The sequence below is a fragment of the Ruegeria halocynthiae genome, from assembly GCF_900106805.1.
GTDB classification, from domain to species: Bacteria; Pseudomonadota; Alphaproteobacteria; order Rhodobacterales; family Rhodobacteraceae; genus Ruegeria; species Ruegeria halocynthiae.
The window spans coordinates 84,240-107,897 of record NZ_FNNP01000002.1 but is presented as its reverse complement, the minus strand read 5'-3'; the positions used below and the strand labels follow the sequence as shown (position 1 = coordinate 107,897).

Annotated in this window: 21 protein-coding genes; 11 read left to right on the top strand and 10 right to left on the bottom strand. The window is 55.6% G+C overall.

Features of this window, described 5'->3' with window-relative positions:
• Positions 1-3: 3 nt before the first annotated feature.
• Positions 4-387, top strand: a complete 384-nt coding sequence (locus BLU89_RS09705; RefSeq protein ID WP_074736642.1) for an ExbD/TolR family protein — start codon at positions 4-6, stop codon at positions 385-387.
• The gene (locus BLU89_RS09700) at positions 384-1,226 is read left to right on the top strand and encodes an energy transducer TonB (protein ID WP_074736641.1); all 843 of its coding nucleotides are present in this window, start codon (positions 384-386) and stop codon (positions 1,224-1,226) included. Before BLU89_RS09705 ends, BLU89_RS09700 begins: the two co-directional genes overlap by 4 nt.
• Positions 1,227-1,305: 79 nt before the next feature.
• Here BLU89_RS09700 and BLU89_RS09695 read toward each other — a convergent pair whose 3' ends face one another.
• The 5 genes from BLU89_RS09695 to cyoA are packed head-to-tail and all read right to left on the bottom strand — an operon-like array spanning position 1,306 to position 6,126.
• On the bottom strand, positions 1,306-2,016 hold the full coding sequence (locus tag BLU89_RS09695; protein ID WP_074736640.1) for an SURF1 family protein: 711 nt from the start codon (positions 2,014-2,016) through the stop codon (positions 1,306-1,308).
• Positions 2,013-2,369, bottom strand: coding sequence for a cytochrome o ubiquinol oxidase subunit IV (gene cyoD, locus BLU89_RS09690; protein ID WP_074736639.1), 357 nt, complete (start codon positions 2,367-2,369; stop codon positions 2,013-2,015). Before cyoD ends, BLU89_RS09695 begins: the two co-directional genes overlap by 4 nt.
• Positions 2,366-2,998: a cytochrome o ubiquinol oxidase subunit III gene (gene cyoC / locus BLU89_RS09685; protein ID WP_074736638.1), complete on the bottom strand. Its 633-nt coding sequence runs from the start codon at positions 2,996-2,998 to the stop codon at positions 2,366-2,368. The genes cyoD and cyoC overlap by 4 nt, the downstream gene beginning before the upstream one ends.
• Positions 2,998-5,031 carry a cytochrome o ubiquinol oxidase subunit I gene (gene cyoB / locus BLU89_RS09680; RefSeq protein WP_074736637.1) on the bottom strand — a complete coding sequence of 678 codons (2,034 nt, stop codon included), beginning with the start codon at positions 5,029-5,031 and terminating at the stop codon, positions 2,998-3,000. Before cyoB ends, cyoC begins: the two co-directional genes overlap by 1 nt.
• A gap of 33 nt (positions 5,032-5,064) precedes the next feature.
• The gene (gene cyoA / locus BLU89_RS09675; protein ID WP_074736636.1) at positions 5,065-6,126 is read right to left on the bottom strand and encodes a ubiquinol oxidase subunit II; all 1,062 of its coding nucleotides are present in this window, start codon (positions 6,124-6,126) and stop codon (positions 5,065-5,067) included.
• 186 nt (positions 6,127-6,312) lie between these two features.
• Between cyoA and BLU89_RS09670 the strand changes: the two genes are divergently transcribed.
• Positions 6,313-7,584, top strand: a complete 1,272-nt coding sequence (locus BLU89_RS09670) for an MFS transporter (protein WP_074736635.1) — start codon at positions 6,313-6,315, stop codon at positions 7,582-7,584.
• A 48-nt stretch (positions 7,585-7,632) separates the two neighbouring features.
• Here the strand turns inward: BLU89_RS09670 and BLU89_RS09665 are convergent, their stop codons facing one another.
• Complete coding sequence (locus BLU89_RS09665) at positions 7,633-10,425, bottom strand: bifunctional aconitate hydratase 2/2-methylisocitrate dehydratase (RefSeq protein WP_074736634.1); 2,793 nt, start codon at positions 10,423-10,425, stop codon at positions 7,633-7,635.
• 493 nt (positions 10,426-10,918) lie between these two features.
• On the opposite strand from BLU89_RS09665, the gene BLU89_RS09660 reads away from it, so the two are divergent.
• From BLU89_RS09660 to BLU89_RS09635, 6 genes are read left to right on the top strand one after another with little or no spacing between them, the layout of a single operon-like run.
• On the top strand, positions 10,919-13,171 hold the full coding sequence (locus BLU89_RS09660) for a TonB-dependent siderophore receptor (RefSeq protein ID WP_074736633.1): 2,253 nt from the start codon (positions 10,919-10,921) through the stop codon (positions 13,169-13,171).
• Between the two features lie 57 nt (positions 13,172-13,228).
• Positions 13,229-14,215: an iron-siderophore ABC transporter substrate-binding protein gene (locus tag BLU89_RS09655; protein ID WP_074736632.1), complete on the top strand. Its 987-nt coding sequence runs from the start codon at positions 13,229-13,231 to the stop codon at positions 14,213-14,215.
• 1 nt (position 14,216) lies between these two features.
• Positions 14,217-15,248, top strand: coding sequence for a FecCD family ABC transporter permease (locus tag BLU89_RS09650; RefSeq protein ID WP_074736631.1), 1,032 nt, complete (start codon positions 14,217-14,219; stop codon positions 15,246-15,248).
• Positions 15,245-16,255, top strand: coding sequence for a FecCD family ABC transporter permease (locus tag BLU89_RS09645; protein WP_074736630.1), 1,011 nt, complete (start codon positions 15,245-15,247; stop codon positions 16,253-16,255). Before BLU89_RS09650 ends, BLU89_RS09645 begins: the two co-directional genes overlap by 4 nt.
• Before the next feature lies 1 nt (position 16,256).
• Entirely contained in the window at positions 16,257-17,039 is a 783-nt protein-coding gene (locus BLU89_RS09640; protein WP_074736629.1) for an ABC transporter ATP-binding protein, read from the top strand.
• A 12-nt stretch (positions 17,040-17,051) separates the two neighbouring features.
• Positions 17,052-18,098, top strand: coding sequence for a siderophore-interacting protein (locus BLU89_RS09635; RefSeq protein WP_074736628.1), 1,047 nt, complete (start codon positions 17,052-17,054; stop codon positions 18,096-18,098).
• 129 nt (positions 18,099-18,227) lie between these two features.
• Here BLU89_RS09635 and BLU89_RS09630 read toward each other — a convergent pair whose 3' ends face one another.
• Entirely contained in the window at positions 18,228-19,754 is a 1,527-nt protein-coding gene (locus tag BLU89_RS09630; protein WP_245709729.1) for a UxaA family hydrolase, read from the bottom strand.
• Between the two features lie 174 nt (positions 19,755-19,928).
• On the opposite strand from BLU89_RS09630, the gene BLU89_RS09625 reads away from it, so the two are divergent.
• Positions 19,929-20,591, top strand: a complete 663-nt coding sequence (locus BLU89_RS09625; RefSeq protein ID WP_245709727.1) for a GntR family transcriptional regulator — start codon at positions 19,929-19,931, stop codon at positions 20,589-20,591.
• On the opposite strand, the gene BLU89_RS09620 is transcribed toward BLU89_RS09625, so the two are convergent.
• Positions 20,588-21,781, bottom strand: a complete 1,194-nt coding sequence (locus BLU89_RS09620; RefSeq protein WP_074736625.1) for an alpha-D-ribose 1-methylphosphonate 5-triphosphate diphosphatase — start codon at positions 21,779-21,781, stop codon at positions 20,588-20,590. The two genes, BLU89_RS09625 and BLU89_RS09620, sit on opposite strands and share 4 nt — an antisense overlap.
• Here BLU89_RS09620 and BLU89_RS09615 point away from each other — a divergent pair.
• Positions 21,780-22,451 carry a DUF1045 domain-containing protein gene (locus BLU89_RS09615; protein ID WP_074736624.1) on the top strand — a complete coding sequence of 224 codons (672 nt, stop codon included), beginning with the start codon at positions 21,780-21,782 and terminating at the stop codon, positions 22,449-22,451. The genes BLU89_RS09620 and BLU89_RS09615 overlap by 2 nt on opposite strands.
• Here the strand turns inward: BLU89_RS09615 and phnN are convergent.
• Together phnN and phnL are read right to left on the bottom strand one after the other, a co-directional pair.
• Positions 22,427-22,978 (bottom strand): phosphonate metabolism protein/1,5-bisphosphokinase (PRPP-forming) PhnN, encoded by a 552-nt coding sequence (phnN, locus tag BLU89_RS09610; RefSeq protein WP_074736623.1) that lies wholly within the window; start codon positions 22,976-22,978, stop codon positions 22,427-22,429. The two genes, BLU89_RS09615 and phnN, sit on opposite strands and share 25 nt — an antisense overlap.
• Positions 22,975-23,658 (bottom strand): phosphonate C-P lyase system protein PhnL, encoded by a 684-nt coding sequence (phnL, locus tag BLU89_RS09605; protein WP_074736622.1) that lies wholly within the window; start codon positions 23,656-23,658, stop codon positions 22,975-22,977. The genes phnN and phnL overlap by 4 nt, the downstream gene beginning before the upstream one ends.

The following is a 23,658-nucleotide window of genomic DNA, read 5'->3' as shown; positions in this document are numbered from 1 at the left end:
GTGATGGATTTTTCAACTCCGCCCCGCCGTCCGCATACCGAGTCAATCGTGCCGATGATCAACGTGGTGTTCCTGCTGCTCATCTTTTTCCTGATGACTTCAAACCTCGCCAGACCCGAACCCTTTGATGTCACTCCACCCGCCGCAACATCGGACACTGAACCCGAAGTTGAACATGTCCTCTATGTCGATAAATCGGGCAAAACATCATTTGAAGGTGCCGAAGGGGTGGCGGCGTTGACAGCTATCAGCGCCCTGAGTGCCACCAATCAGGTCATTCAAGTTCGCGCCGATGCAGAACTAGAAGCACGCGTGCTGGCCGGGCTGTTACAAAAGCTTGTGGCTGCAGGCCTGTCACGCGTTGAATTGAGTGTGACCGCACGATGAAACACGGCCTCGAACTTTGCATATTTGTGATCCTTGCCATCACCCTGCACGTTCTGGCGTTCGTGCACGGCGCGCGATCCGGTCAACAAGCCGCTGGCAGCAACGGAGATGCGATGGTTTCGATCCAGGCCGCTGCCCCCACTGTGGTCGATATGGTCAAAGCCTGGGAGCGGTCACCTGTGGCCATGCCAATCCTGCAAGATCAACTTGCCGCACCCCAGCCGATCAAAGTTGAAACACCAATGGTACCGCAGATCGAGCTGGCTCCCGCGCCAAATGCGACAGTGCGCACGGCAATTGTGCAGCCCGAGATAGAACAGAAAATTGAGGTCAACATTACTCCACCCCCACCGCCGGAACCCGAGGTCGAGGTTAAGCCCCGGGCCGACACGCGCCCCGAACCCCGACCTGAGCAGAAACAATCTAATGAAGGTTTGAAGGCCAAACAGACCTCGGTGGGACGGCGGAAGGAAATCGCAGCCGGGTCTGGCGGATCGACGCAGGCCGGGGCAGGTAATGCCAAGGTTACAACCGGCGACCCGGGCAAAATGGCTAAGTTGCAGGCTGTGTGGGGCGCTAAAATCCGGGCGCGTATTGATCGTAACAAACGCTATCCGCGTAGATCGAAAACCAGCGGTGATGTAACGATCGAGCTGCAGGTTTCGCGTGACGGTCGACTGATCAGCTATCGATTGAGAAAATCCTCAGGTGTGCCTGAACTCGACAAGGCGGCAATGGATGCTGTGGCCCGCGCGAGACGGTTTCCCAAAGCGCCAAAAGAACTTGTAGGTAATGCTTTCAGGTTCAGAGTCCCAATGAAACTCGCCAGACGGCAGTGAAATGCACATTGGATCAAGATCGAACCTAAGTTGATAATCCGGCTGATCCAATTTTGGATCTTACGATAGGCAGATAAAGTTAATCAGTGTCTTTCAGCCCGGATCTGACAACATAGACCAGTGCCGCGGCAAACAGGACAGCCATAGCGTACCAGGTCAGCGCGTATGATAGATGAGAGTTGCTGAATCGGACCACCGTCAGCCCTCCGCGCGGCCAATCGCCCGTTCCGGTCAGATGGTCGGCATCAAGAAAATAAGGCAAAGTGCTCCTAAACCCGCGCGCCTCTGACATGGCCTGCGTATCCCGTGACACCCAGCGATCTGCGTCAGGCCTGTTGCGCTCCATCAGAGTGCCGCCGGGGGAATCGGGTCTCAGCAAGCCAGTAATCGGAGCCAACGGTGCTGCCCATTGCGCAGGGTCTCTGCGATCGGGCGGAACAAAACCCCGGTTCACCCAGAGGATACCTGCTTCGGTCTGCATCGGTGACATCACCCAATACCCTGGCCCGATCTCGGTGACCGCCTTGATCAGTATCGGAGCGGCATCCAGAAATTCGCCGTCCACCGAGACACGGAGATAGGCGTGCAGATTAGGATCAAACTGCGCGGGCATATCTGCCGGATCGCCGAATGCACGGGCACCAACCACGGCAATCAGGTCCTGTTTCCACCCGAGCCGACGCATTTGCCAATTGCCCAACAGTACAAAGACAACAATTAGCGCTGCCGACAGAACCAGCAGCACAACCGTGACCCAAAGGGGTCTCCGGGGCACAGTTTGTGCGCTCATGGTAGGTTGCGGACCCGTTCTATCTGCTCATGCGCAGGCATCATGTTTTCATCGAGGTTGAACATCACCCAGATCGACCCCGCCATCACAATGACCAACAACAGGACCGTCAGGCCCATCGACATCGCCTGCCAGCCTGCCTCGACCTTCAGCGAGACATGCAGGAAATAGTGGATGTGAACCAGCATCTGCATCGCGCCCAGCGTGAAGATGATCGCTACCGCCCAGCCCGTACTGTCCATCACGTCACCCAACACGATCCAGAACGGGATCAGGGTCAGGACAACCGACAGAAGAAAGCCAATCATGTAGGATTTGAAGGTGCCGTGGCCCCCTTGCGCGTGATCGCTCATAGCAGAACCCCCGTCAGGTAGACCAAAGAGAAAACACCGATCCAGATCAGATCAAGGAAGTGCCAGAACAGGCTCAGGCACATGACCCTACGTTTGTTTTCATGGGTCAGCCCGTGTAGCCCAAGTTGGGTCAGCAGGACGACCAGCCAGATGCTTCCACCCAATACGTGCAGACCATGTGTGCCGACCAGAAAGAAGAACGATGACAAAAATGCACTGGCCATCGGGGTTGCTCCGATATGCCAGAGGTGGATGAATTCCTTCAGTTCCAGAAACAGGAAAGCTGCTCCGAACAACCCGGTAACGATCAGCCACAAGACCGTACCACGCAGGTCATTCACATCCATGCGGAGTACTGCGAACCCATACGTGATTGACGAAAACAGCAGCATAAAAGTTGCCACAAGGATCATGTCAACTTCGAACAAGTCCACCGGAGCGGGACCGGCCGCATAGTTCTGGCCCAATACCGCATATGTGGCGAACAGGATTCCGAAGATCAGGCAATCGCTCATCAGATAGATCCAGAACCCAAGCATGGTTCCGGTTTCGTGGTGTTCCGCATGATCGTGATGCGAGTCCTCAATCACGTAGAACTCTTTTGGCGTTTCGATTGTTGTATCGCTCATTATTCCGCAGCCCCTGTCAGCTGTTGAGTCCGCTGGCTTTCAATTTCACGCACCTCGTCCGCAGGGACATAGTAGTCGCGGTTGTAGTTGAACGTATGCCCGATGCCATAGAGCAACGTTGCCGCAAAACTCAGGATTGCCAGCCACCATACATGCCAGACCAATGCAAAGCCCATCACGGTCATGAACCCGGCCATAACGATCCCCGTCGCCGTATAGCGCGGCATATGGATCGGTATGAACCCGTCGATAGGGCGAACAAACTCCTCACGCTTCATCTGGGTGAAGGCATCCAACTCATGAACACGCGGGGTAAAGGCGAAGTTGTAATAAGGCGGCGGTGATGAGGTCGACCATTCCAGCGTCCGTCCGTTCCATGGGTCACCCGTGGCATCGCGCAATTCGTCTCGTTTCAGGATCGAAACGATGATCTGGATGATGAAGGCACCGATTCCGGCGGCGATGAACAGCGCTCCGATCAGCGCGAGGACAAAATATACGGAATAGAACGTATCCTCGAACTGGCTGATACGGCGGGTCACCCCCATCAGGCCCAGGACGTAAAGCGGCATGAAGGCCAGATAAAAGCCGATCAGCCAGCACCAGAAACTGACCTTGCCCCAGAACGGCGCCAGCTGAAAGCCAAACGCCTTAGGCCACCAATAGATGATGCCGGCAAAGATGCCGAAGACGACACCACCGATGATCACATTGTGGAAATGCGCGATCAGGAACAACGAGTTATGCAGGACGTAATCCGCAGGCGGCACTGCCAGCAGAACACCTGTCATGCCTCCGATAACGAAGGTCAACATGAATCCCATGACCCACAACATCGGTGTTTCGAACCGGATGCGGCCTTTGTACATGGTAAACAGCCAGTTGAAGATCTTGGCGCCCGTCGGGATCGAAATGATCATCGTGGTGATGCCAAAGAACGCGTTCACATTTGCCCCTGCGCCCATGGTGAAGAAATGGTGCAACCAGACGATGTAGCTGAGCACCATGATCACACAAGTCGCATAGACCATTGAGGTATAACCGAACAGGCGCTTGCCTGTGAAAGTCGGTACGATCTCTGAGAAGATTCCAAATATGGGCAGAATCAGAATGTAAACCTCGGGGTGGCCCCAGATCCAGATCAGGTTTACATACATCATCGGATTGCCGCCGAGATCATTGGTGAAGAAATGAGTGCCCAGATAGCGATCCGCTGTCAGCAACGCCAAAGTTGCTGTCAGCACAGGAAAGGTCGCCACAATCAGGATGTTGGTGCACAAAGCTGTCCAGACAAAGACCGGCATCTTCATCAGCGTCATGCCTGGCGCGCGCATCTTGACGATGGTCACCACAAGGTTGATTCCTGATAGTGTCGTTCCGATCCCGGCGATGTTCAGCGACCAGAGGTAATAGTCCATCCCCACACTCGGGCTGTAATCCAGCCCCGAGAATGGGGCATAGGCCAGCCAACCTGCAGTGGAAAACTCGCCAACAAAAAGCGAAATCATGATCAACACGGCGCCCGAGACCGTCAGCCAGAAACTCAGATTGTTCAGGAACGGAAACGCCACATCACGTGCACCGATCTGCAGCGGCATAACATAGTTCATAAAGCCGGTGACAAAAGGCATTGCCACGAAAAAGATCATGATCACGCCGTGCGCGGTAAAAATCTGGTCATAGTGGTGCGCATTCAGATAGCCTTCACCCCCGCTGGCGGCCATAGCCTGATGCAACCGCATCAGCAGCGCATCGGCAAATCCGCGCAACAGCATGATCAGACCCAGAACCATATACATGATCCCGATCTTCTTGTGGTCGATGCTGGTGAACCATTCTTTCCACAGATACCCCCAGAGCCGGAAATAGGTCAGCGCCCCAACCACAGCGATGCCACCCAGAGCAACGGCTATAAAAGTGTAGAAAATAACCGGCTCGTAAAAGGGGAACACCCCCCAGGACAGCTTGCCAAAGATCGGATCGACGCCCGAAACGTGGGTAATTCCATCAGCAGCTTCATGAGATAGCGACATCGCGTTATCTTTCCGTATCTTATTCGTTTCAGATCAATTTGCCACAGCCGGGGGCACCAGCGTCATTGCAGTAATGATTTCATCCTGACGGATGCGCATCTCGGGGCGGATCATCGCCATCAATGCACCCGGATCATCTGCCGAACAGATGCCGCGGAACAACTCACGGTTCCACAGTCCCTCAAGGCCGCCGCCACCCAGCGCATCCACCATCATCATGTCGTTGACGCACAGTGAGTTATCATCAATGCAAAGATTGACAATCTTATCCCAGAGGCCCTCTTCGACCGAGTTATAATACGTCACCGGATGCGCGATGCTGGGTTGATTCAGCTGTGCGATGGTGTCTCGATCCAGAATGGTCCCCTGCGCGCGCACCTGTTGGATCCAGGCATCGAAGTCTGCCTCCGATTTCCCGTGGAATTTGAAATGCATCTGCGAGAACCCCTCGCCGCTATAGTTGGCCGAGAACCCCTTGTAGGTACCAGGCTCGTTGATGATAGCGTTTAATTCGGTCTGCATTCCGGACATCGCATAAATCTGTCCGGCCAGTGCGGGTACGAAGAAAGAGTTCATAACGGTGGTCGAGGTGATTTCGAACTTGATCGGACGGTCCACAACCGCCGCCACCTCGTTAACCGTGGCGATACCTTGTTCAGGGTAAATAAACAGCCACTTCCAATCCATGGCCGAAACCTGAATCACCATGGGCTCAACATTCGGATCAATCTCTTGCCCGTCAGAAAGACGGCGCAGCGGCTCAAACGGGTCCAGCCGGTGTGTCGCGACAAAAGTCAGGCCAGCAAGGCAGATGATGATGGCAAGAGGCACAGACCAGATAATGATCTCGAGACTGGTAGAGTGGTCCCAGTCGGGCTCATACGTCGCGTTCTTGTTCGATTCACGATACTTCCAGGCAAAGAACACGGTCAGCGCCATGACAGGTAGAATGATGATAAGCATCAGGACCGTTGAATAGATAATCAGATCGGCCTGTTGGGTCGCGACGTCTCCTGACGGATTTAGAACGACCATATCGCATCCGGACAGGGCAAATAACGACAGCAGGACTATTGCAGGCATTGAACGCTTCATGTTTTGCGTCTCTTGGCTCGGTTTTTGACTGAAAGATTGCTAGGCTGGCGAGACAATTTATAGACCTCCGCGTGCGCGGCCTCTTGTGCGGGTTTTTCTTCCGTGCTGCAATGCGACAAAAGATGACCCACGAAAATACCTTTGGCGTGACGCTCCGGAAACCATGGGTCGAAACAGGAGTATAGCATGTCCAGCGTTGACAACCCACAACGACACACAGCGACAATTGACGAAGTTATAACCACGGTCGTTATGGCGCGTGTAACTGATTTCTTTGGTTTTTTTGTCTATGCAATCGCGTCTGCATTGGTGTTTCCGCGACTGTTCTTCCCGATGCTCGATCCCTTGAACGGCACGCTGGCATCCTTTGCAATATTCTCGCTGGCGTTTTTGGCAAGGCCCGTAGCTAGCCTTGCTGGTCGGACATTGCAGTACAAGATCGGCCGCGTCGGCAAGGTGACACTGGCCCTTTTGCTGTTGGGTACATCCACCGTAGCCATCGGTTTGCTGCCCGGATATGAAAAGATCGGCTGGCTTGCCCCCGTATTTCTGGCGGTTTTACGAATCCTTCAGGGGCTGGGTCTAGGCGGTGCCTGGGACGGGCTGACGCTGCAACTGCAAAACGCGGCGCCTGAGCATCGCAAAGGTCTCTATGCAATGGTGCCTCAACTGGGTGGACCCATCGGGTTTGTGGTCGCCGCATCGATTTTCTTTGTCCTGAACGGTTTCCTGACAGATGAAGAGTTTCTGAAATGGGGCTGGCGTTTTGCCTTCTTCGCCGTGATGGCCGTGAACGTGGTTTCGCTCTATGCCCGTGTTCGGTTACTGAATGCGGATCTGGGTGTTGATCCCGAGGTCATCACCTCGGCCCCCCTGCCCGAACTGGTCAGGAATGAGGGTAAAACCATCTTCCTCTCTGCCTGTCTGCCTCTGGCCAGCTACGCGCTGTTCCACATGGTAACAGTCTTTCCACTGGCCTTCGCCGCAATCTATGAGCGGTTTGAGATCACCGAGGTTCTGACAATTCAGCTGATTGGTGGCGCGCTGGCGATTCTGACCGTGATCGCATCAGGCATTCTGGCTGATCTCTACAATCGCCGCACGGTGATTGCCCTCAGCACCCTGCTGATCGTTATCCTGAGCCTGATGATAGGCACACTGGCGCATTACCCTTATGTCTTCATCTTGTTTGGCTTCATGATCCTTGGGCTGTCTTATGGTCAGGCCGGCGCTGTCGTTCCGAAACGATTTCCCAAGCGATATCGATATTCGGGCTCGGCAATGGCAACCAACCTGTCATGGATCATCGGCGCAGCATTTGCACCCTTGGTTGGCATCGGCCTGACAGCACTATTGGGACTATGGGCGGCAGGGCTGTACCTGCTGTCCGGAGCAATTGTCACATTTGGTGCGCTACACCTGCTGAACCGGCGCGAAGCCACAGGGCACGCCGACTGAAGCAGTTGTACGGGCCGGTGCGCCTGATAGGCGACCGGCCCGATAACTTTAGAAATGCATGGAGTTGGTGTTTTCCGGCTTTGTCACGGCCGGCGCGAACCGGGTCAAGTCAATCCCCTCAACCGCGGCCTTGTACTCCTCCATATTGGGTGTTCGACCGAGAATAGCAGAAAGCACCACGACCGGCGTCGATGCCAGCAGGGATTCCCCTTTCTTGTCTTCCGAATCCTCGACAACACGCCCCTGGAACAGACGGGTGGACGTTGCCAGAACGGTATCCCCTTTTTCGGCCTTTTCCTGATTGCCCATGCACAGGTTACAACCCGGACGTTCGAGGTACAGGGTGTTCTCATACTCGGTGCGGGCCGATGTTTTGGGGAACAGATCGTCGAATTCGAAACCCGAATACTCCTGCAGAACGCTCCACTCGCCCTCTTCCTTCAACTCGTCAACGATGTTGTAGGTTGGCGCGGCGACAACCAAAGGTGCCTTGAATTCGACTTTGCCGGTTTTCTTTTCGAGGTTTTTCAACATCTGGGACACGATAATCAGATCGCCCTTGTGAACCATGCACGACCCTACAAAACCCAGATCCACCTTCTTTTCCCCGTTGTAGTAGGAAACAGGCCGGATGGTATCGTGAGTATAGCGCTTTGAGACATCCGCATTGTTCACATCCGGGTCGGCAATCATGGGTTCGTCAATCTCATCCAGATCGACCACCAGTTCGGCAAAGTACTCGGCATTGTCATCCGGCCTCAGCGCGGGCACGGCGCCGGACCTGATCTCGGCAATGCGCTTGTCGGCTTTGTCGATCAGACCCTGGAGGGTTTGCGCCTCGTTATCCATGCCCTTGTCTATCATGATCTGTATACGGCTTTTGGCGATTTCCAACGATTCAATCAAAGTCTCGTCTTCGGAAATACAGATCGACGCCTTCGCCTTCATCTCGGCAGTCCAATCCGTAAAGGTAAACGCCTGATCCGCCAGAAGGGTGCCGATATGCACTTCGATAATACGCCCCTGAAATACGTTATCGCCGAATTTCCGCAGCATCTGCGCCTGCGTTGCATGAACCACGTCGCGGAAATCCATGTGATCAGCCATTTGACCTTTGAAGGTCACCTTAACCGATTCCGGGACTGGCATGGTCGCCTCACCCGTGGCCAGAGCCAAAGCAACAGTGCCCGAATCCGCACCGAATGCGACACCCTTCGACATGCGCGTATGCGAGTCGCCCCCGATGATGATAGCCCTATCATCCACGGCAATGTCGTTCAGAACCTTATGGATTACATCCGTCATCGAGTGATAGACGCCCTTGGGATCGCGCGCCGTGATTAAGCCAAAATTGTTCATGAACGTCATCAGCTTGGGGATGTTGGCTTGCGCCTTCTTGTCCCAGACCGAAGCCGTGTGACAGCCCGACTGATAGGCGCCATCCACGGTCGGAGAAATCACGGTCGCCGCCATCGATTCCAGTTCCTGAGAGGTCATCAAACCTGTCGTGTCCTGCGATCCGACAATGTTCACCTTGATCCGGACATCAGAACCAGCGTGCAGCACCGCCCCATCCGCCACACCAACAGCATTTCGGTTAAAGATCTTTTCAACTGCGGTCAGGCCCTGCCCCTCGTGCGAGATTTCCTTGGCCGGGGCAAAAGCGGATTTCAGTTCAATTCCTAAGGTCTGTGCCGCAAAAGTTTGAAGCTTCTTACCAAACACGATCGCATAAGACCCACCGGCCTTGATAAACTCGACCTTCTGCGGCGTGAACGACGAGGCAATTTCAACCAACTCTTTGTCGCCCGCTGCGTCATAGAGCTTTTTGTCCTTGGTGTTGATGGTCAGCACGGTTCCGGTTTCGACCGAGTATTTCTGTTCAAGGATAGGACTGTCATCGTTGTTGAGGATCGGCTTGCCCTCGGAATCCACCTTTTTGACCCAGTTCTTCAGGTCGATCCCGATTCCGCCGGTCACGCCAACTGTGGTCAGAAAAATAGGAGAGATGCCATTTGTACCAGCCACGATTGGGGCAATGTTGACAAAGGGCACATAAGGGCTTGCTTGCTTGCCTGTCCACAGTGCCACGTTGTTGACGCCCGACATCCGGGACGACCCAACACCCATTGTTCCCTTTTCGGCAATCAACATCACGCGTTTATCCGGGTGCTGCCGCTGCAATTCCTGAATTTCATCTTGCGCCTGCTGCGAGATAAAGCACTTGCCGTGCAATTCGCGGTCCGACCGCGAGTGTGCCTGATTGCCCGGTGACAGAAGATCGGTCGAAATGTCCCCTTCGGCGGCGACATAGGTCACGACTTTGAACTCTTCCTCGATATCGGGAAGCTTAGTGAAGAATTCGGCCCGGGCATAGCTTTCAAGGATATCGCGTGCCATTGGGTCTCCGGCCGCAAAAGCCTCTTTCAGGCGATCGGTATCGGCCTCGTACAGAAAGACCTGAGTTTTCAGAACCTCGGCCGCCTGCTCGGCGATGCCGGGATAATCACCCAGGGCCAGATCAAGAAGAACTTCGACCGAAGGGCCACCTTTCATGTGCGACAGAAGTTCAAAGGCAAATGGCACCGATATCTCTTCGACCGAGACATCCCCCAGAATGATCTCTTTCAAAAAGCTGGCCTTTTCACCGGCGGCGCTGGTCGTACCTGGCAGCGTATTGTAGATGAAGTGATTCAGCGAATCCGCCCGATGTGCATGATCGTTGTCCTTGATCTGCTCAACGAGTTCTTTGACAAGCGCGCCGTCATCAATCGGCTTGGGATGCAAACCTTGTACTTTGCGTGTTTCAATTTCATCGAGATATTCAGTATACAGGCTCATGGCTCATTCCGGTAATTGTGGCTCGATTGCTGGGGTTCGGTGATACGCTGAACGCCGGTCAATCCCGTTTGTATGCGGCGGTATACTAAATCGAAAATACTTTCAAGGCTTAGCCCTGTGGCGCGATGTCCCGGCTCACGTCAAAACCTCACGAAAGGCTAAACAACGCCGTGTCAGTATATTCGGCGCGATCGCCCGAAAATACAATTGCACAGACCAACCATGATGACGCAGCGAGAACTTCTATCCTATTGAAACAATTTTGCTTCACGATAACTTGACAATAATACTCGGAATATCTAACACCCGTCGCGAACGTGTTTTCACGTGGTTCAGCAAGGCCAATTCGCCGATATCACCGGCCAGACGTCAAGCCAGACATTGAGGGACAGCACACTCTGATAGCGGAGCGAAAAACCGCCTTCAGACAACGTGCTTTCGTGTTTCAAAACATAATACGTCAACGTGATCCGTTGACGTACGGAGAAGTAGTATGTCGACAAGAAACAGGGTTCTGATGGCAGGGCCGTTGATGATATCGACCGGGTTTTCAGCGTATGCGCAAACGTCGGCTGAACCGAACGAAGTTGTCCTCGACACGATTGTCGTAGAGGGCAACGAAGGAAACCTGACTGACAATGTTGAAGGCTACGCAGCAGAAGCGGCTATTACAGGAACACGCGGTCTTCCGGCAGACGTGGCCACAACGCCCCGGTCAGTCAGTGTTATCACTTCTCAACAGTTTGACGATCAGGGCGCGACAACTGTGGAAGAGGCGATCTCGTACACACCGGGTGTGACAGCACAGACCTTTGGTCTGGACGGACGCTATGACCAGTTCGCCATCCGTGGCTTCGAAGTTCAGAACTCGAACAGCTATCGGGATGGTATGCCAATGCGCCTCTATGGTTTTGCCGGCTGGCGCACTGAGACCTTCGGTCTTGAACGCATCGAGGTACTGCGTGGCCCGACTTCCAGCCTGTATGGCGCGGCACAGCCCGGCGGTCTGGTGAACTCGATCACCAAACGTCCGAAATTTGTAGACAGCACTGAACTCTACGCCCGCGCTTCAGGATATGGTGGGCTGGATCTTGGTGTAGACATCAATACAGTCGTGTCCGATGAATTGGCGTATCGTCTGGTTTTTCTCGGTGGCGAAACCGGAACCCAGTATGATGAAACCGATCAGGGCCGGGTGTATTTTGCGCCGTCTGTTACCTGGAGCCCCACCGACGCGACCAATCTATCCGTCTTTGCGCAATACCAGCGCGATGAAGTTCCGGATTCGTATGTTCTAGTCCCCCAATATGGATCACAATTACCCAATCCGGGAATGAGCTACGACAACGAGTTCTATACCAACAATCCCAGCCGAAACGACATCGAAACCACGCAAAGCTATGTCGGATATGAGTTGGATCACGAGTTCGGCGATGGTTTTACCTTCCGCTCGCGCGCGCGCTATGCCGACAATGACTGGACGAACAAGACCGGCTACGCGGCAGCGTTTTTCTCGACTTCGACCCTGCCGTTCCTCCCGCAACCAAGCATCCCGGGTTCGATCAATGCAGGTGCCCTGGTCAACTTTGACGTGGACAACAGTGCCAAGCAAGCAACCTTCGACAACGCTATTTCCAAAGAGCTTTCGTTTGGGAATGTCCATGCAACCGTGATTGCCGGTCTGGACTATTACCATAGCGATTATGACGGATCGCAATCCTATGCATTTGGTGGGATTCGGGAATACGGAGCCGGAAATATTTTTGGCCTGCCGGGCGTTTCGAATGATCCACTGGTCACAAACACGATCTCACAGGAGATCAAGCAAACCGGCCTGTACCTGCTTGGCAACTTCGAGATTGGCAGCAATCTGATCATCGACGCAGGCCTGCGCCATGACTGGCTGGACATCAGTGGTGAGGCTGCCACGATATCGGCCACGCCGTTGCTGCCCAGCACATCGACTGATCTGGACAACAAACAGAACTTCACCAGCGGTAATCTGGGCGCCTCGTACAACTTCAACAACGGTATAAGCGTTTACGGAGCCCTTGCGCGCTCATTCAACTTGCCGCCAAGCGGTGTGGACGCGTCGGGCGCGCAACTGAACGTTGAACATTCGCAATCTTGGGAAGTTGGCGCAAAATTTCGCCCGTTGGGCACGAACTCACTCCTGTCGATTGCATATTATGACATCGCCAAGAAGGATACGCCGCAAGCTATAGCAGGCCGTCCCGGTGCGTTTGAACAAGTGGGTGAGGTTCGTTCAAAAGGTATCGAAGTGGGCGTAAACTATGCGTTCGCAAATGGCCTGTCGGTGCTCGGTGCCTACAACTACATCGACGCCAAGATCACAAAGAACGCGTCAAATCAGGGCAACCGCCTGGCGCGCATCCCTGAACATTCCGCATCCTTGTGGCTGGCCTATGATGTAGCCCAGGTTCCCGGTCTGCGTGTGGGCGCGGGCGCGCGCTATATTGGCGAGCGCTTCTCGGACAACGCAAACTCGGCCGAATTCGAAGTGAGCGACGTCACTGTCTTCGACGCCTCCGTCACTTACGAACGAAACGGATGGGTCACAACGCTTGCGGCCCGGAACCTCGCGGACAACGAGTATGTGAGCTATTGCCAGATCGACAATACCGGCATCGTTGACCTGTTCCCGTTCATCAACGCCGCAGAAGCGGGCGGTTGCGCCTATGGCGCTGCCCGATCGATTGAATTGACGTTGAGTCGACGTTTCTGACCCATGTACTGCCCGGGCGGTTTTCTCTGTCCGGGCGCTAAGCTCCAAGGTACTGTAATGTTGCGTATAATACTGACCTGTATTGCATTGACACTTTGCCCCGCTGGGGCGGGTGCTGATTCATTCCCGGTCGAAATCCAGCATCGGTTCGGCACCGCTCGCATCGCAAGCGCACCGAAAAAAACCGTCTCGCTCAGCTTTATCGGCCACGACTTTCTGCTTGCTTTGGGCGTCAAGCCATACGCGCTGCGCAAATGGTATGGCACCGACCCTTACGGCGTGTGGGAATGGGGCCACGACGCGCTTGGGGACGCACAACCCATTGTCATGCAAGGCGAGATCAATATCGAACAGATCGCCGCGATGGAGCCGGACCTTATTCTGGGTCAATGGTCCGGCATGAGGGCCCGTGACTACGCGTTGCTTTCGCAGATTGCGCCAACCATCGCGCCAAGGGTGGAATTTGGCGACTACGGTACGCCTTGGCAGGAAATGCAGCGGACAGTAGGTCTGGCCACCGGAAAATCTGCCGAAGCTGAGGCCCTTATTGATCGGATCGAGACCCGGTTCGAAACCATCCGAAATGCGCATCCGGACTGGCAGGGGGCGACCTCGGTTATGGTTTGGGCCGGCCAAACTGGCGCGTATACAGATCGCGACATTCGCGGGCGGTTTCTTGAGGACTTGGGATTTAGAATTCCCGAGTCCATCAACGAACGCGGGACACTGGATAACTTTTATGTGCTGATCTCTGCCGAGGATTTGTCGCCCATAGACGTCGACGCATTGGTTTGGATTGACGCGGGCGGCTCTGCGCCAGTGCTGAACCGTATGCACTTGCGGCCCACCCTGCGCGCTTTTGCAGAAGGACGCGAAGTCTATGCTGATCCGATGCTATCCGCCGCGTTGTCACATTCCAGTCCGCTGAGCCTGGACTACGCCCTGGACCGAATTGTTCCGCTGATCGAGGCGGCAATGGACGGTAATCCTGGAACAGTTGTCCCATCTTCGCGCGATGCAGGCATCCTGCCAGAGAGGCAATAGTATGACAGCACACACAGCTTCCGTTCCCTCGGAACATCCCGGCACTGATGCGAGGGGCCGTTGGCTCGGTGCATCGGTGCTGGGGCTTATTGTTTTGTCCATGTTCGCGCTGCGGTTCGGAGTGCGCCCGACGGGCTGGGGGCAGATCTGGTCTGCATTCACAGCGTTCCAGCCTCTCAACCCCGAACACATTGTCATCCGTGAAATCCGTCTGCCAAGGCTGATCGGTGCGATCCTGGCGGGTTCCTCCCTCGGTATGGCAGGGGCCTTGATGCAGGGCATGACCCGCAACCCGCTGGCCGACCCAGGATTGTTGGGGGTCAATGCCGGTGCGTCCATGGGCGTTGTGGTCTGCATTCTGATTTTTGGCATGACCGATCCGGCGGACTTTGTCTGGATTGCCCTGGGCGGGGGCTTGGTTGCTGCATTGCTGGTGTATCTACTGGGTGGTGGAAATCAGGCCAACCCCGCGCGGTTGATCCTTGCCGGCGCGGCGGTATCAGCACTGTTTCTGGCACTCAGCCGATCCCTGTTGCTGGTCAGTCAACAGACGCTTGATGTCTATCGCTTTTGGGTGCTGGGCGGTTTTGACGGCATTGAATTCAGCACCATTCTGACCCTCTTGCCCTTTATTGCCTTCGGGCTGGCGCTTGCAATACCTGGCAGTCTGGTCCTGAACGCGTTGATGTTGGGCGAGGACATGGCCCGGGGGCTTGGGGTCCGGGTGGGGCTGGCTCAGGGGCTCATTGGACTGGCCATCGTCATCCTGTGCGGCGCCACGGTTTCGATGGCAGGTCCGATAGCTTTTGTTGGCCTCATCGTGCCGCATCTCGCGCGCAGAATTGGCGGGTCAGACATGCGGTGGATGCTTTTCTTTTCGGCAGGCATAGGGGCGCTGCTGATGGTTGCAGCGGATCTCTTGGGTCGTCTGCCGCTGTTTGGAGGGAACATGCAGGCTGGTGTCATGGCTGCCCTGATCGGCGGCCCGGTTCTGATCTGGCTTGTGCGCCGCAACGGAGTCAGCAAGTTATGATCCTGCGTCTTCCTTTTCTTTCACTGCACTTCTCACAACGGGCAGCCTCGGTTGGAAGCGGCCTGTTTCTGGCGCTGTTGATCGCTTTCGTAGCTTCTGTTCAGTTAGGAGCCTTCCCGCTAAGTCTGCAACAGACATGGTCAACTTTCTCCGGAAACTCGGAGGGCGTTCAGCGGATGATCGTGATTGAACATCGTTTGCCCCGTATCCTGACGGCGATCGGGGCCGGGGCAGCGTTCGGGATGGCCGGATCCATGTTCCAGACCATGCTGCGTAATCCACTGGCATCACCCGATGTCATCGGCTTCAATGCTGGCGCCAGTTGCGGCGCTTTGCTGGCAATGGCCCTGACCGGTGACTTTGTTCTGCCGGGTGCGATGACCGGAGGCATCATCACCGCGATCGCCGTGTCTGCGTTGGCGTGGAACAACGGCCTGCACCCTTATCGCCTGATCCTGATCGGGATCGGCGCGAGCCTGACGCTGATGGCTTGCGCCGACGTCCTGATGACAAAACTCGACGCGCTCACTGCTGCTGAAATGGCAAAATGGTTGGTCGGCACTTTGAATACGAGAGATTGGGATGATGTCTTTTTGGTTTGGACCGGGTTGGCGCTGCTTACGCCCTTGGTGATATGGCTGCAGTTTCCACTGAGCCGGATATGCATGGCCGATGATATTGCCACTGGATTGGGCCTTACATTGTCGCCGATGCGCATGTTGATCACCGCAACCGCCGTGGCATTGGTTGCACTGGCGGTCAGCGTGGCAGGGCCACTGCCGTTTGTAGCCTTCGTTTCAGGACCGATTGCACGACGATTGGTGCGCGGTGGCAGCCCTGCGGTTCTGCATTCGGCGGTGGTTGGCGCCATCGTAACTTTGTTGGCCGATATTGCGGCGCGCTCGGTTCCAATCGCTCAACTCCCAGCAGGTGTTTTCACCGCAATCATCGGCGCGCCCGTTCTGATGTGGCTGCTTCTGGTGCAATTCAGGAAAGGGACTCTTTGACATGACCCGCGCTACCCGCCTCATGGCCAAGGATATTTCGGTCGCATTTGCAAAACCCGCGGTGCTGGATGAGCTTTTTGTCTGCATTCCTGATGGAAAGCTTACCGTAATCGTCGGACCAAATGCCTGCGGAAAATCAACATTACTGCGGGCATTGGCGCGGCTGCAGCCCGTCGGCACGGGGCAGGTTATTCTGGATGGTAAATCCATTCACAAGCAAAACAGTCGTTCGGTCGCCCGCCGTCTTGCGATCCTGCCGCAGATGCCGACCGCGCCCGAAGGGCTTTCGGTTCGCGATCTGGTGATCCGGGGCCGCACACCGCATCAATCCGCCCTACGCCAGTGGTCAAAAGACGATGCGAAGGCCGTAGCCCTTGCGTTGGAGCAAACCGGGATGACCCAGAATGCCTGCCGCCCTCTCGAGGCGCTATCCGGTGGCCAACGTCAGCGCGCATGGATTGCCATGGCTCTGGCACAGAATACGGACATTCTGTTGCTGGATGAGCCGACGACCTATCTGGATCTTCCACACCAGATCGAACTGCTCACCCTGGTGCAAAATCTGAACCGTGAAACTGGCCGTACCGTCGCAATGGTGTTGCACGACATCAATCTGGCCGCGCGCTTCGCGGATCATGTCGTGGCACTAAAAAACGGTCGGGTGCATTGCGAGGGTTCTCCGACCGAGGTGATCACTGAAAAGACACTGGGTGAAGTTTTCTCCCTGCCCTGTTCGGTCATCGCCGATCCGATCCACGGAACTCCGCACGTTATTCCGGCCTGACAGGAGGTCTTGATGACCGTACTCTCCAGCTTTCCACTGCAAAGCGAAACAATACTGCCCGGCATTGATTTTTCCGCGCTGAAACAAGTGATCCTGCACGAGGCGCAGGAGCACGATCTAGCAATCATCGAAAACACCGAGACGCGGGTTATCACAGAGACACCCTTTGGCAGCTACTGTTTTCAAACGGCGCCCGAGGGTGTGTTGGCTCGTATCTATGCTACGAAACCTGACTGGCTGTTCATGCTGCAAGAGAGTTTTGTTGAACATCTGGCCCATTTCCTCCCTCATATTGTTGAAGGAGTGCGCTGGTCGGACGGGCCAAAGACTGGTGCGCTGCCTCCCAATTTTCATTTTGCCACGGTGATTTCTGTAAAGCCGGTCGGTACATGTTTTCTCCGCGTTCGTATCAAGGCGCGCAATCTGTCTTCGTTCCAGGACGATGCAATCCATTTCCGACTGGTTCTTCCACCTGCCGGGCTGGAAGACATTGAGTGGCCAAGTGTCTCGGAAAACGGATCAACAATCTGGCCAAAGGGCGAGAAAGCTCTGCATAGGCCAGTCTACACCACCCGCTGGATTGACCACTCTCAGGGCCTTATGGATTTTGACGTTTTCTTGCATGAAGGCGGGCGTACAACGGGCTGGGCGACAGGCGCACAACCAGGTGACCTGGTTGCCGTCGTCGGCCCGGGCGGAGGTGGCCTGCCCAACACAAAACGCATCCTGATTTATGCAGACGAAACTGCCCTACCCGCAGCAGCGCGCATTCTTGAATCGCTTCCCCATGATGCGCAGGGCCACGTGGCCATTCAGGCCGCTCAAGGTGCTTTGTGCGCCTATTCGCTGAGCGCCCCTGAGGGCGTATCCATCACGTGGATGAAATCCGAGAACACGCAATCACTGTCTCAGCTTGCCGATTCCGCGCATCAGGAATTCCCCGATCATTTCATGTGGTTTGCCTGTGAGAAAGTTGAGGTGCAAAAGCTCCGCGCTGCGTTCAAAAACAATGATGGCGATCCGGCAAACGCTTACATTGCAGCCTATTGGAGTGCCTGACGACAGCAACGGTTCGCCTCAGGGCCGAAGGTAGAAGAAGGGCCAGAACCTAACATCGGTTACATCCAAGCCCGGGAGCTTACTTCATCATTCTTCCTGTCGGCAATGACCCCATGATCGACGTGCTGGCTACATCACCGCGCCGATCTGCCATGGCACGAACTCGACGCCACCAAAGCCCAGTTCCTCGCTTTTTGTCTTTTCTCCCGAGGCGACACGGATCAACATCTCGAACAACTCCTCGCCTTTGGCTTCGATGCTGGTCCCGGCGGTAACGACGTCGCCGCAATTCAGGTCCATGTCCTCGGCCATGCGTGCATACATCTCGGAATTGGTGGCAAGTTTGATACAAGGCGTCGGCTGATAGCCCGAAACCGAGCCCCGGCCAGTGGTGAAGACGATCAGGTTCGCCCCTGAAGCCACCTGCCCCGTGACCGAACACGGATCAAACCCCGGACTGTCCATGAAGACAAAGCCTTGCTTATCAATCTTCTGACCAAACTTGTAGACATCCCGAAGCGGCGCAGTGCCGCCCTTGGCAACAGCACCCAGCGATTTTTCCAAAATGGTAGTCAATCCGCCCCGCTTGTTTCCGGGGCTGGGGTTGTTATCCATCTCACCGCCATTGCGGGCGGTGTAATCCTCCCACCAATGGATGCGCTCGATCAGCTTTTCACCAACATCAACTGTCTCGGCTCGGCGGGTCAGCAGGTGCTCTGCCCCATAGACCTCTGAGGTTTCCGACAAGATGGTCGTACCACCGTGGCGCACCAGCAGATCCGAGGCATATCCCAGAGCCGGGTTCGCGGTGATCCCAGAATACCCGTCCGACCCCCCGCATTGCATGCCAACCGTGATGGCACTGACCGGGGCCGGGGCGCGTTCTGCCTGATTGGCCAGTTCCGCAATGCCCCGCAGCTCATCCAGCCCCCGCTCGATTGTGCGGCGGGTTCCGCCTTCGGTCTGAATGGTCATATAGCGCAGGACGCCATCGGCGCGGATCGGGCGGCCATCAACAAGGTCTGCAATCTGCATGACTTCACATCCCAGCCCGATCAGTAGAATGCCCCCGAAATTCGGATGCTGTGCATATCCGGCCAACGTGCGGAACAGAGTGGCATAACCTTCATCCTTGCCGGACATCCCACAGCCAGTGCCGTGCACGATCGGAACCACGCCATCGACATTAGGAAAGCTGTCCAAAAGACCAGATTTTTCTGCCGCCTCGGCGATGAAACGCGCCACCGATCCCGAACAGTTCACGGTGGTCAGAATGCCGATATAGTTGCGTGTGCCGACGCTGCCGTCGCAGCGATGATAGCCGTCGAATGTCCGGCCCTCGATCAGAGATGGCAATGGAGTGTTTGCACTGGCATGTGCATAATCCTGCTGATGTGCACCCATTCCAAGGTTGTGTACATGAACATGCTCGCCCTGCGCGATATCTGATTTAGCCTGGCCAATGATCTGCCCATAGCGGATGATGTTTTCGCCAGCCCGGATTGACGCCACAGCAATTTTGTGACCGCGCGGAACACATGCTGCTAGAGGTTCGGGAACAAGTGTGGGTTTCTCACCGGCCTCCAAATCACGCAGTGCAATCACGATATTATCGTGTGGGTTGAGCTTCACGGCATCGCGTGTTGATGCTTTCAATCTGTTTGCGCCCATCTGTGCTTGCATCACTTTCTTGCCTGCCTGGCCATTGCTGTCAGGAGGAATATCGATTCTTGGTAACTAACATGTTAGTCTGCTATATCACATTGCATGAACACGCGCCAAGATATCGACACCAATTTGTTGCCCAAGATTACAAGGGCTGAGGGGTCGTTGACCCAACAAGTTCATCAATCCCTGAAGCAGGCAATTCTGACACTGATTTTCCCACCCGGCGCGAATGTGCGAAAGGCATCCGTGTGTGAACGGCTTGGCGTTTCACGCGCGCCTGTTGCCGAAGCGATTGCGCGGCTCGCCGCAGAAGGGTTGGTGGATGTCGTGCCACAGTCGGGCACACGGGTGTCTTACCTTTCTATGGAGCAAATCCGTGAAGGCGTTTTCTTGCGTGAAGCATTGGAACTTGCGACGGTCGCCAAGGTGGCCTGTGATATCACCGTCGCGCAACACAAGCGACTTAGCCGGAACATGCGCCTGCAAGAATTACTGCTTGAAGACCAAGACGGTCCCGGCTTCTATCAGGCGGATGAAGAATTCCATGGTTTATTGATGGAGTTTACAGGCTATCGCCGACTTGCGGACTTTGCCCAAACGGTTTCCCTGCAGGTCAGCCGCGCCCGTATACTGCTGTTGCCAACCCCGGGACGAATTGCGGAAACGTTGGCAGAGCATAGGGCAATATTTGACGCGATCTCGGCCCGGGATGAACAGCGCGCAAGCGACGCTATGCACGCTCATCTGGGCCAGTTGATGCCCCGCCTAAAACAACTGGAACACCAAAAACCGCACCTGTTCAAAATCGACCCGTATGACCATTAACTAACCTTGTTGCCCCGGCTCCAAACGCCGCGCAAAATTGGTGTGTGTGCCATGCGGCGTACACGCAGGACATCGCCACGCCATCCGACTCTCAAGGCGCCGCGGTCGTCAAGGCCGACTGCCTTGGCCGGATTGCGTGTGACCGTAGCAACCGCACGGGGCAGATCATCCCAGAGCTCGGCCAGATGAAAGGCAGATAACAACAGTGCCGAGGGCACATAGTCAGATGAAACGATATCCAGCAGATCAGCCATCGCCAGATCTTTGGCTGCGACATTGCCGGAATGCGAACCGCCCCGGATCAGGTTCGGGGCCCCCATCATGACGGCGATATTCTTGGTACGGCAGGCCGCTGCCGCTTCGAAAGTGGTTGGAAACTCAGCAAATGCCGCGCCATTCTCAGACGATGTGTCAACGTGCTGCGCAGTGGTATCATCATGGCTTGCCAATGTTGCGCCAAGACGAGCAGCTTCGGTCACTGCGCCTGCCTCGTGCTTCCTACCGAAACGCTTTTGCAGACCATGCAGGTTTTCGACATGTGCTGCAAACTCGGCGTCATTCATGCCGCGCTTCTTCGACACATAGGTTTTCAATCTGCTGAGGTTCCGGAACTGGCGCTGACCCGGAGTGTGATCCATCAGACTGACAATACCGACCCGATCTTCCGGCCCAAAACAGGCCAACTCTTGCAGCAAAGTCTCGGAACAAATCTCAGCCCGCAAGTGCAGAAAATGGCTGATCTTGAAAAAGCCTTCGGCCTGCGCTGACAGCAGTTCGTCCGCAAGTTTGCGGGCATAGTCGATATATCGCCCCTTGCCACCATGAATGGAACCCACTCGCATCGCGTCGAACACGGTTGTGATGCCGGTTGAAGCCAGTTCTGCATCATGGGCAATCAGGGCCGGTAGATGAGGCCAATCAACCTCGGGGCGGGGTTCGATATGGCGTTCGATGTTATCCGTATGCAGTTCGACCAACCCGGGAAGAACAAAGTCACCAGTGCAATCATCGGCGCCGACCAGAACGCGATCTCCTTCCGCAATCTCGGTAATAACGCCCTGTTCGATTGTCACCGAACCGGTTACTACCCGGTCGGGCAGCACAAGCCGGGCATTTGCAAGGCACAAATCACCGGATATGTCGCTGTCACAAGCCTTTGCCAAAGAGGACGCGAGAAAAGAGGAATTCATGTCATATTCTCGATTTGCAATTTTTTATGTGCCGCCCGAAGGCTCTTTGGAAAGGTTCGGCGCGCGCTGGTTGGGCTGGGATATTGTACAGGGCTGCAAAGTGGATCAACCCGATCTGCCTGAGTTGCATGATGTCACGATGGCACCGCGCAAATACGGTTTTCATGGTACGCTGAAACCACCCTTTAATCTGGCCGAAGGTTTGACGTTTGATGACGTGAAGGCCGCGGCGGCCAAATTGGCCGCAGGTCTTGCCCCGGCCAGCTGCGATGGGCTGTGCCTGACGACGCTGGGCCGGTTTCTGGCTTTGACCCCTAGGGGCGATATCGATGGATTGCGGCGCATCGCAGCGGCTTGCGTGCGGGAACTCGATATGTTTCGCGCGCCGCCAGGTGAGGCAGAACTGGCGCGCCGCCGAAACGCACGGCTGAGCCCGCGTCAGGAGGCGCTGCTGACAGAGTGGGGATACCCCTATGTGATGGATGAATTCCGGTTCCATATGACACTGACAGGGCGGCTGCCGAAAAACGATATCCCGGCATGGATCGAGGTGCTGCAAACCCATATGCCAAGCCTGACGGAACCCTTCATCATCGACCAGATCGCATTGTGCGGTGAGCGCGAGGATGGGCGGTTTGAACTGCTTCATCGATTTACGCTCACTGGTTGAAGCGCCGATGCCGCGCGCGCGACCGTTTCCGTCAACGGGCCATCGTTGGAAATGGTGGCAACCTTCAGCCCCTCGGGCAGCGGCTTTTCGGCTTGAGCCAGTCGTTCTGCAATTTCGCTTCTGTTTTCACGCCCTCGCGCGGTCAAACGTCGCAAGAGAGTCTCTGGCTTTGCGGTGATATTCAGCACCACAAAGCGCGGAAACTTTTCCGCAGCGCCAGGCAGAACCTTACGAGAGAGATTGACCAGGCAATCGCGGCCCCTTTTTAACTGGTCATTGACAGAGCACGGAATCCCGTATTGCAGCCCGTGGGCGCTCCAATGCACGGCAAAGGCACCATGTGTCGCCAAGTCCTCGAATTCGGCGAATGATATAGCCTCGTAGTTCTCTCCACCCAATTCCGGTGCTCGCGTGATAACACGGCGCACCAGATGCAGATCGGGCAGCGCACCACACAAACCAAGCATCACGCTGTCTTTTCCAGCGCCCGACGGTCCGACCACCGCGATGAGACGCCCTTGGGTCATGCCGCGACCTCCGGTGAGAATTGGCTTACGTCGATTTCACGATCACAGACGCGCGCCCGCGCAGCTTTATCGTGAAATATACCGATGATCGCCGTTCCACGGGCTTTTGCCTCTTCGATAAGCTGCAGAACAACCTCACGATTGGTTGCATCCAGACTGGCAGTGGGCTCATCCAGCAGCATCGCGGGGTAAGTATGGGCAAAGCTGCGTGCGATGTTGACGCGCTGCTGTTCCCCGCCGGAAAACGTGGTCGGTGAAAGAGCCCACAGACGCTCGGGGATATTCAGCTGCAGCAGCAGAGCTTCTGCCCGTGCTTTCGCATCCGTGGCGGAAACGCCCACGGCCCGCAGTGGTTCGGAAACCACATTGACGGTGGGTACGCGGGGTACGACGCGCAGGAACTGGCTGACATACCCCAGAACCTCACGGCGCAGGGCAATGATGGTGCGAGGTTCAGACCGCACGATATCCACGTCGCCGATGCGAATTTCTCCGCTCCGGGCCAGATAGTTTCCATAGATCATCCGCATCAAGGTAGACTTGCCCGCGCCCGACGCACCCGTCAGTGCCACGCATTCACCCGGTTCGACCGAGAACGATACATCGCTCAACACCTCAATCACTGCCGCGCCCTGATTGTGAAGGGTGAAAGTTTTGGAAATGTTGTTAAGCTCAATCAT

What these genes read in the sequence shown, in the direction of transcription:
- BLU89_RS09705 (WP_074736642.1), top strand. Translation starts at nt 4, where the DNA reads ATGGATTTTTCAACTCCGCCCCGCCGTCCGCATACCGAGTCAATCGTG.
- BLU89_RS09700 (WP_074736641.1), top strand. Translation starts at nt 384, where the DNA reads ATGAAACACGGCCTCGAACTTTGCATATTTGTGATCCTTGCCATCACC.
- BLU89_RS09695 (WP_074736640.1), bottom strand. Translation starts at nt 2,016, where the DNA reads ATGAGCGCACAAACTGTGCCCCGGAGACCCCTTTGGGTCACGGTTGTG.
- cyoD (WP_074736639.1), bottom strand. Translation starts at nt 2,369, where the DNA reads ATGAGCGATCACGCGCAAGGGGGCCACGGCACCTTCAAATCCTACATG.
- cyoC (WP_074736638.1), bottom strand. Translation starts at nt 2,998, where the DNA reads ATGAGCGATACAACAATCGAAACGCCAAAAGAGTTCTACGTGATTGAG.
- cyoB (WP_074736637.1), bottom strand. Translation starts at nt 5,031, where the DNA reads ATGTCGCTATCTCATGAAGCTGCTGATGGAATTACCCACGTTTCGGGC.
- cyoA (WP_074736636.1), bottom strand. Translation starts at nt 6,126, where the DNA reads ATGAAGCGTTCAATGCCTGCAATAGTCCTGCTGTCGTTATTTGCCCTG.
- BLU89_RS09670 (WP_074736635.1), top strand. Translation starts at nt 6,313, where the DNA reads ATGTCCAGCGTTGACAACCCACAACGACACACAGCGACAATTGACGAA.
- BLU89_RS09665 (WP_074736634.1), bottom strand. Translation starts at nt 10,425, where the DNA reads ATGAGCCTGTATACTGAATATCTCGATGAAATTGAAACACGCAAAGTA.
- BLU89_RS09660 (WP_074736633.1), top strand. Translation starts at nt 10,919, where the DNA reads ATGTCGACAAGAAACAGGGTTCTGATGGCAGGGCCGTTGATGATATCG.
- BLU89_RS09655 (WP_074736632.1), top strand. Translation starts at nt 13,229, where the DNA reads ATGTTGCGTATAATACTGACCTGTATTGCATTGACACTTTGCCCCGCT.
- BLU89_RS09650 (WP_074736631.1), top strand. Translation starts at nt 14,217, where the DNA reads ATGACAGCACACACAGCTTCCGTTCCCTCGGAACATCCCGGCACTGAT.
- BLU89_RS09645 (WP_074736630.1), top strand. Translation starts at nt 15,245, where the DNA reads ATGATCCTGCGTCTTCCTTTTCTTTCACTGCACTTCTCACAACGGGCA.
- BLU89_RS09640 (WP_074736629.1), top strand. Translation starts at nt 16,257, where the DNA reads ATGACCCGCGCTACCCGCCTCATGGCCAAGGATATTTCGGTCGCATTT.
- BLU89_RS09635 (WP_074736628.1), top strand. Translation starts at nt 17,052, where the DNA reads ATGACCGTACTCTCCAGCTTTCCACTGCAAAGCGAAACAATACTGCCC.
- BLU89_RS09615 (WP_074736624.1), top strand. Translation starts at nt 21,780, where the DNA reads ATGTCATATTCTCGATTTGCAATTTTTTATGTGCCGCCCGAAGGCTCT.
- BLU89_RS09620 (WP_074736625.1), bottom strand. Translation starts at nt 21,781, where the DNA reads ATGAATTCCTCTTTTCTCGCGTCCTCTTTGGCAAAGGCTTGTGACAGC.
- phnN (WP_074736623.1), bottom strand. Translation starts at nt 22,978, where the DNA reads ATGACCCAAGGGCGTCTCATCGCGGTGGTCGGACCGTCGGGCGCTGGA.
- phnL (WP_074736622.1), bottom strand. Translation starts at nt 23,658, where the DNA reads ATGATTGAGCTTAACAACATTTCCAAAACTTTCACCCTTCACAATCAG.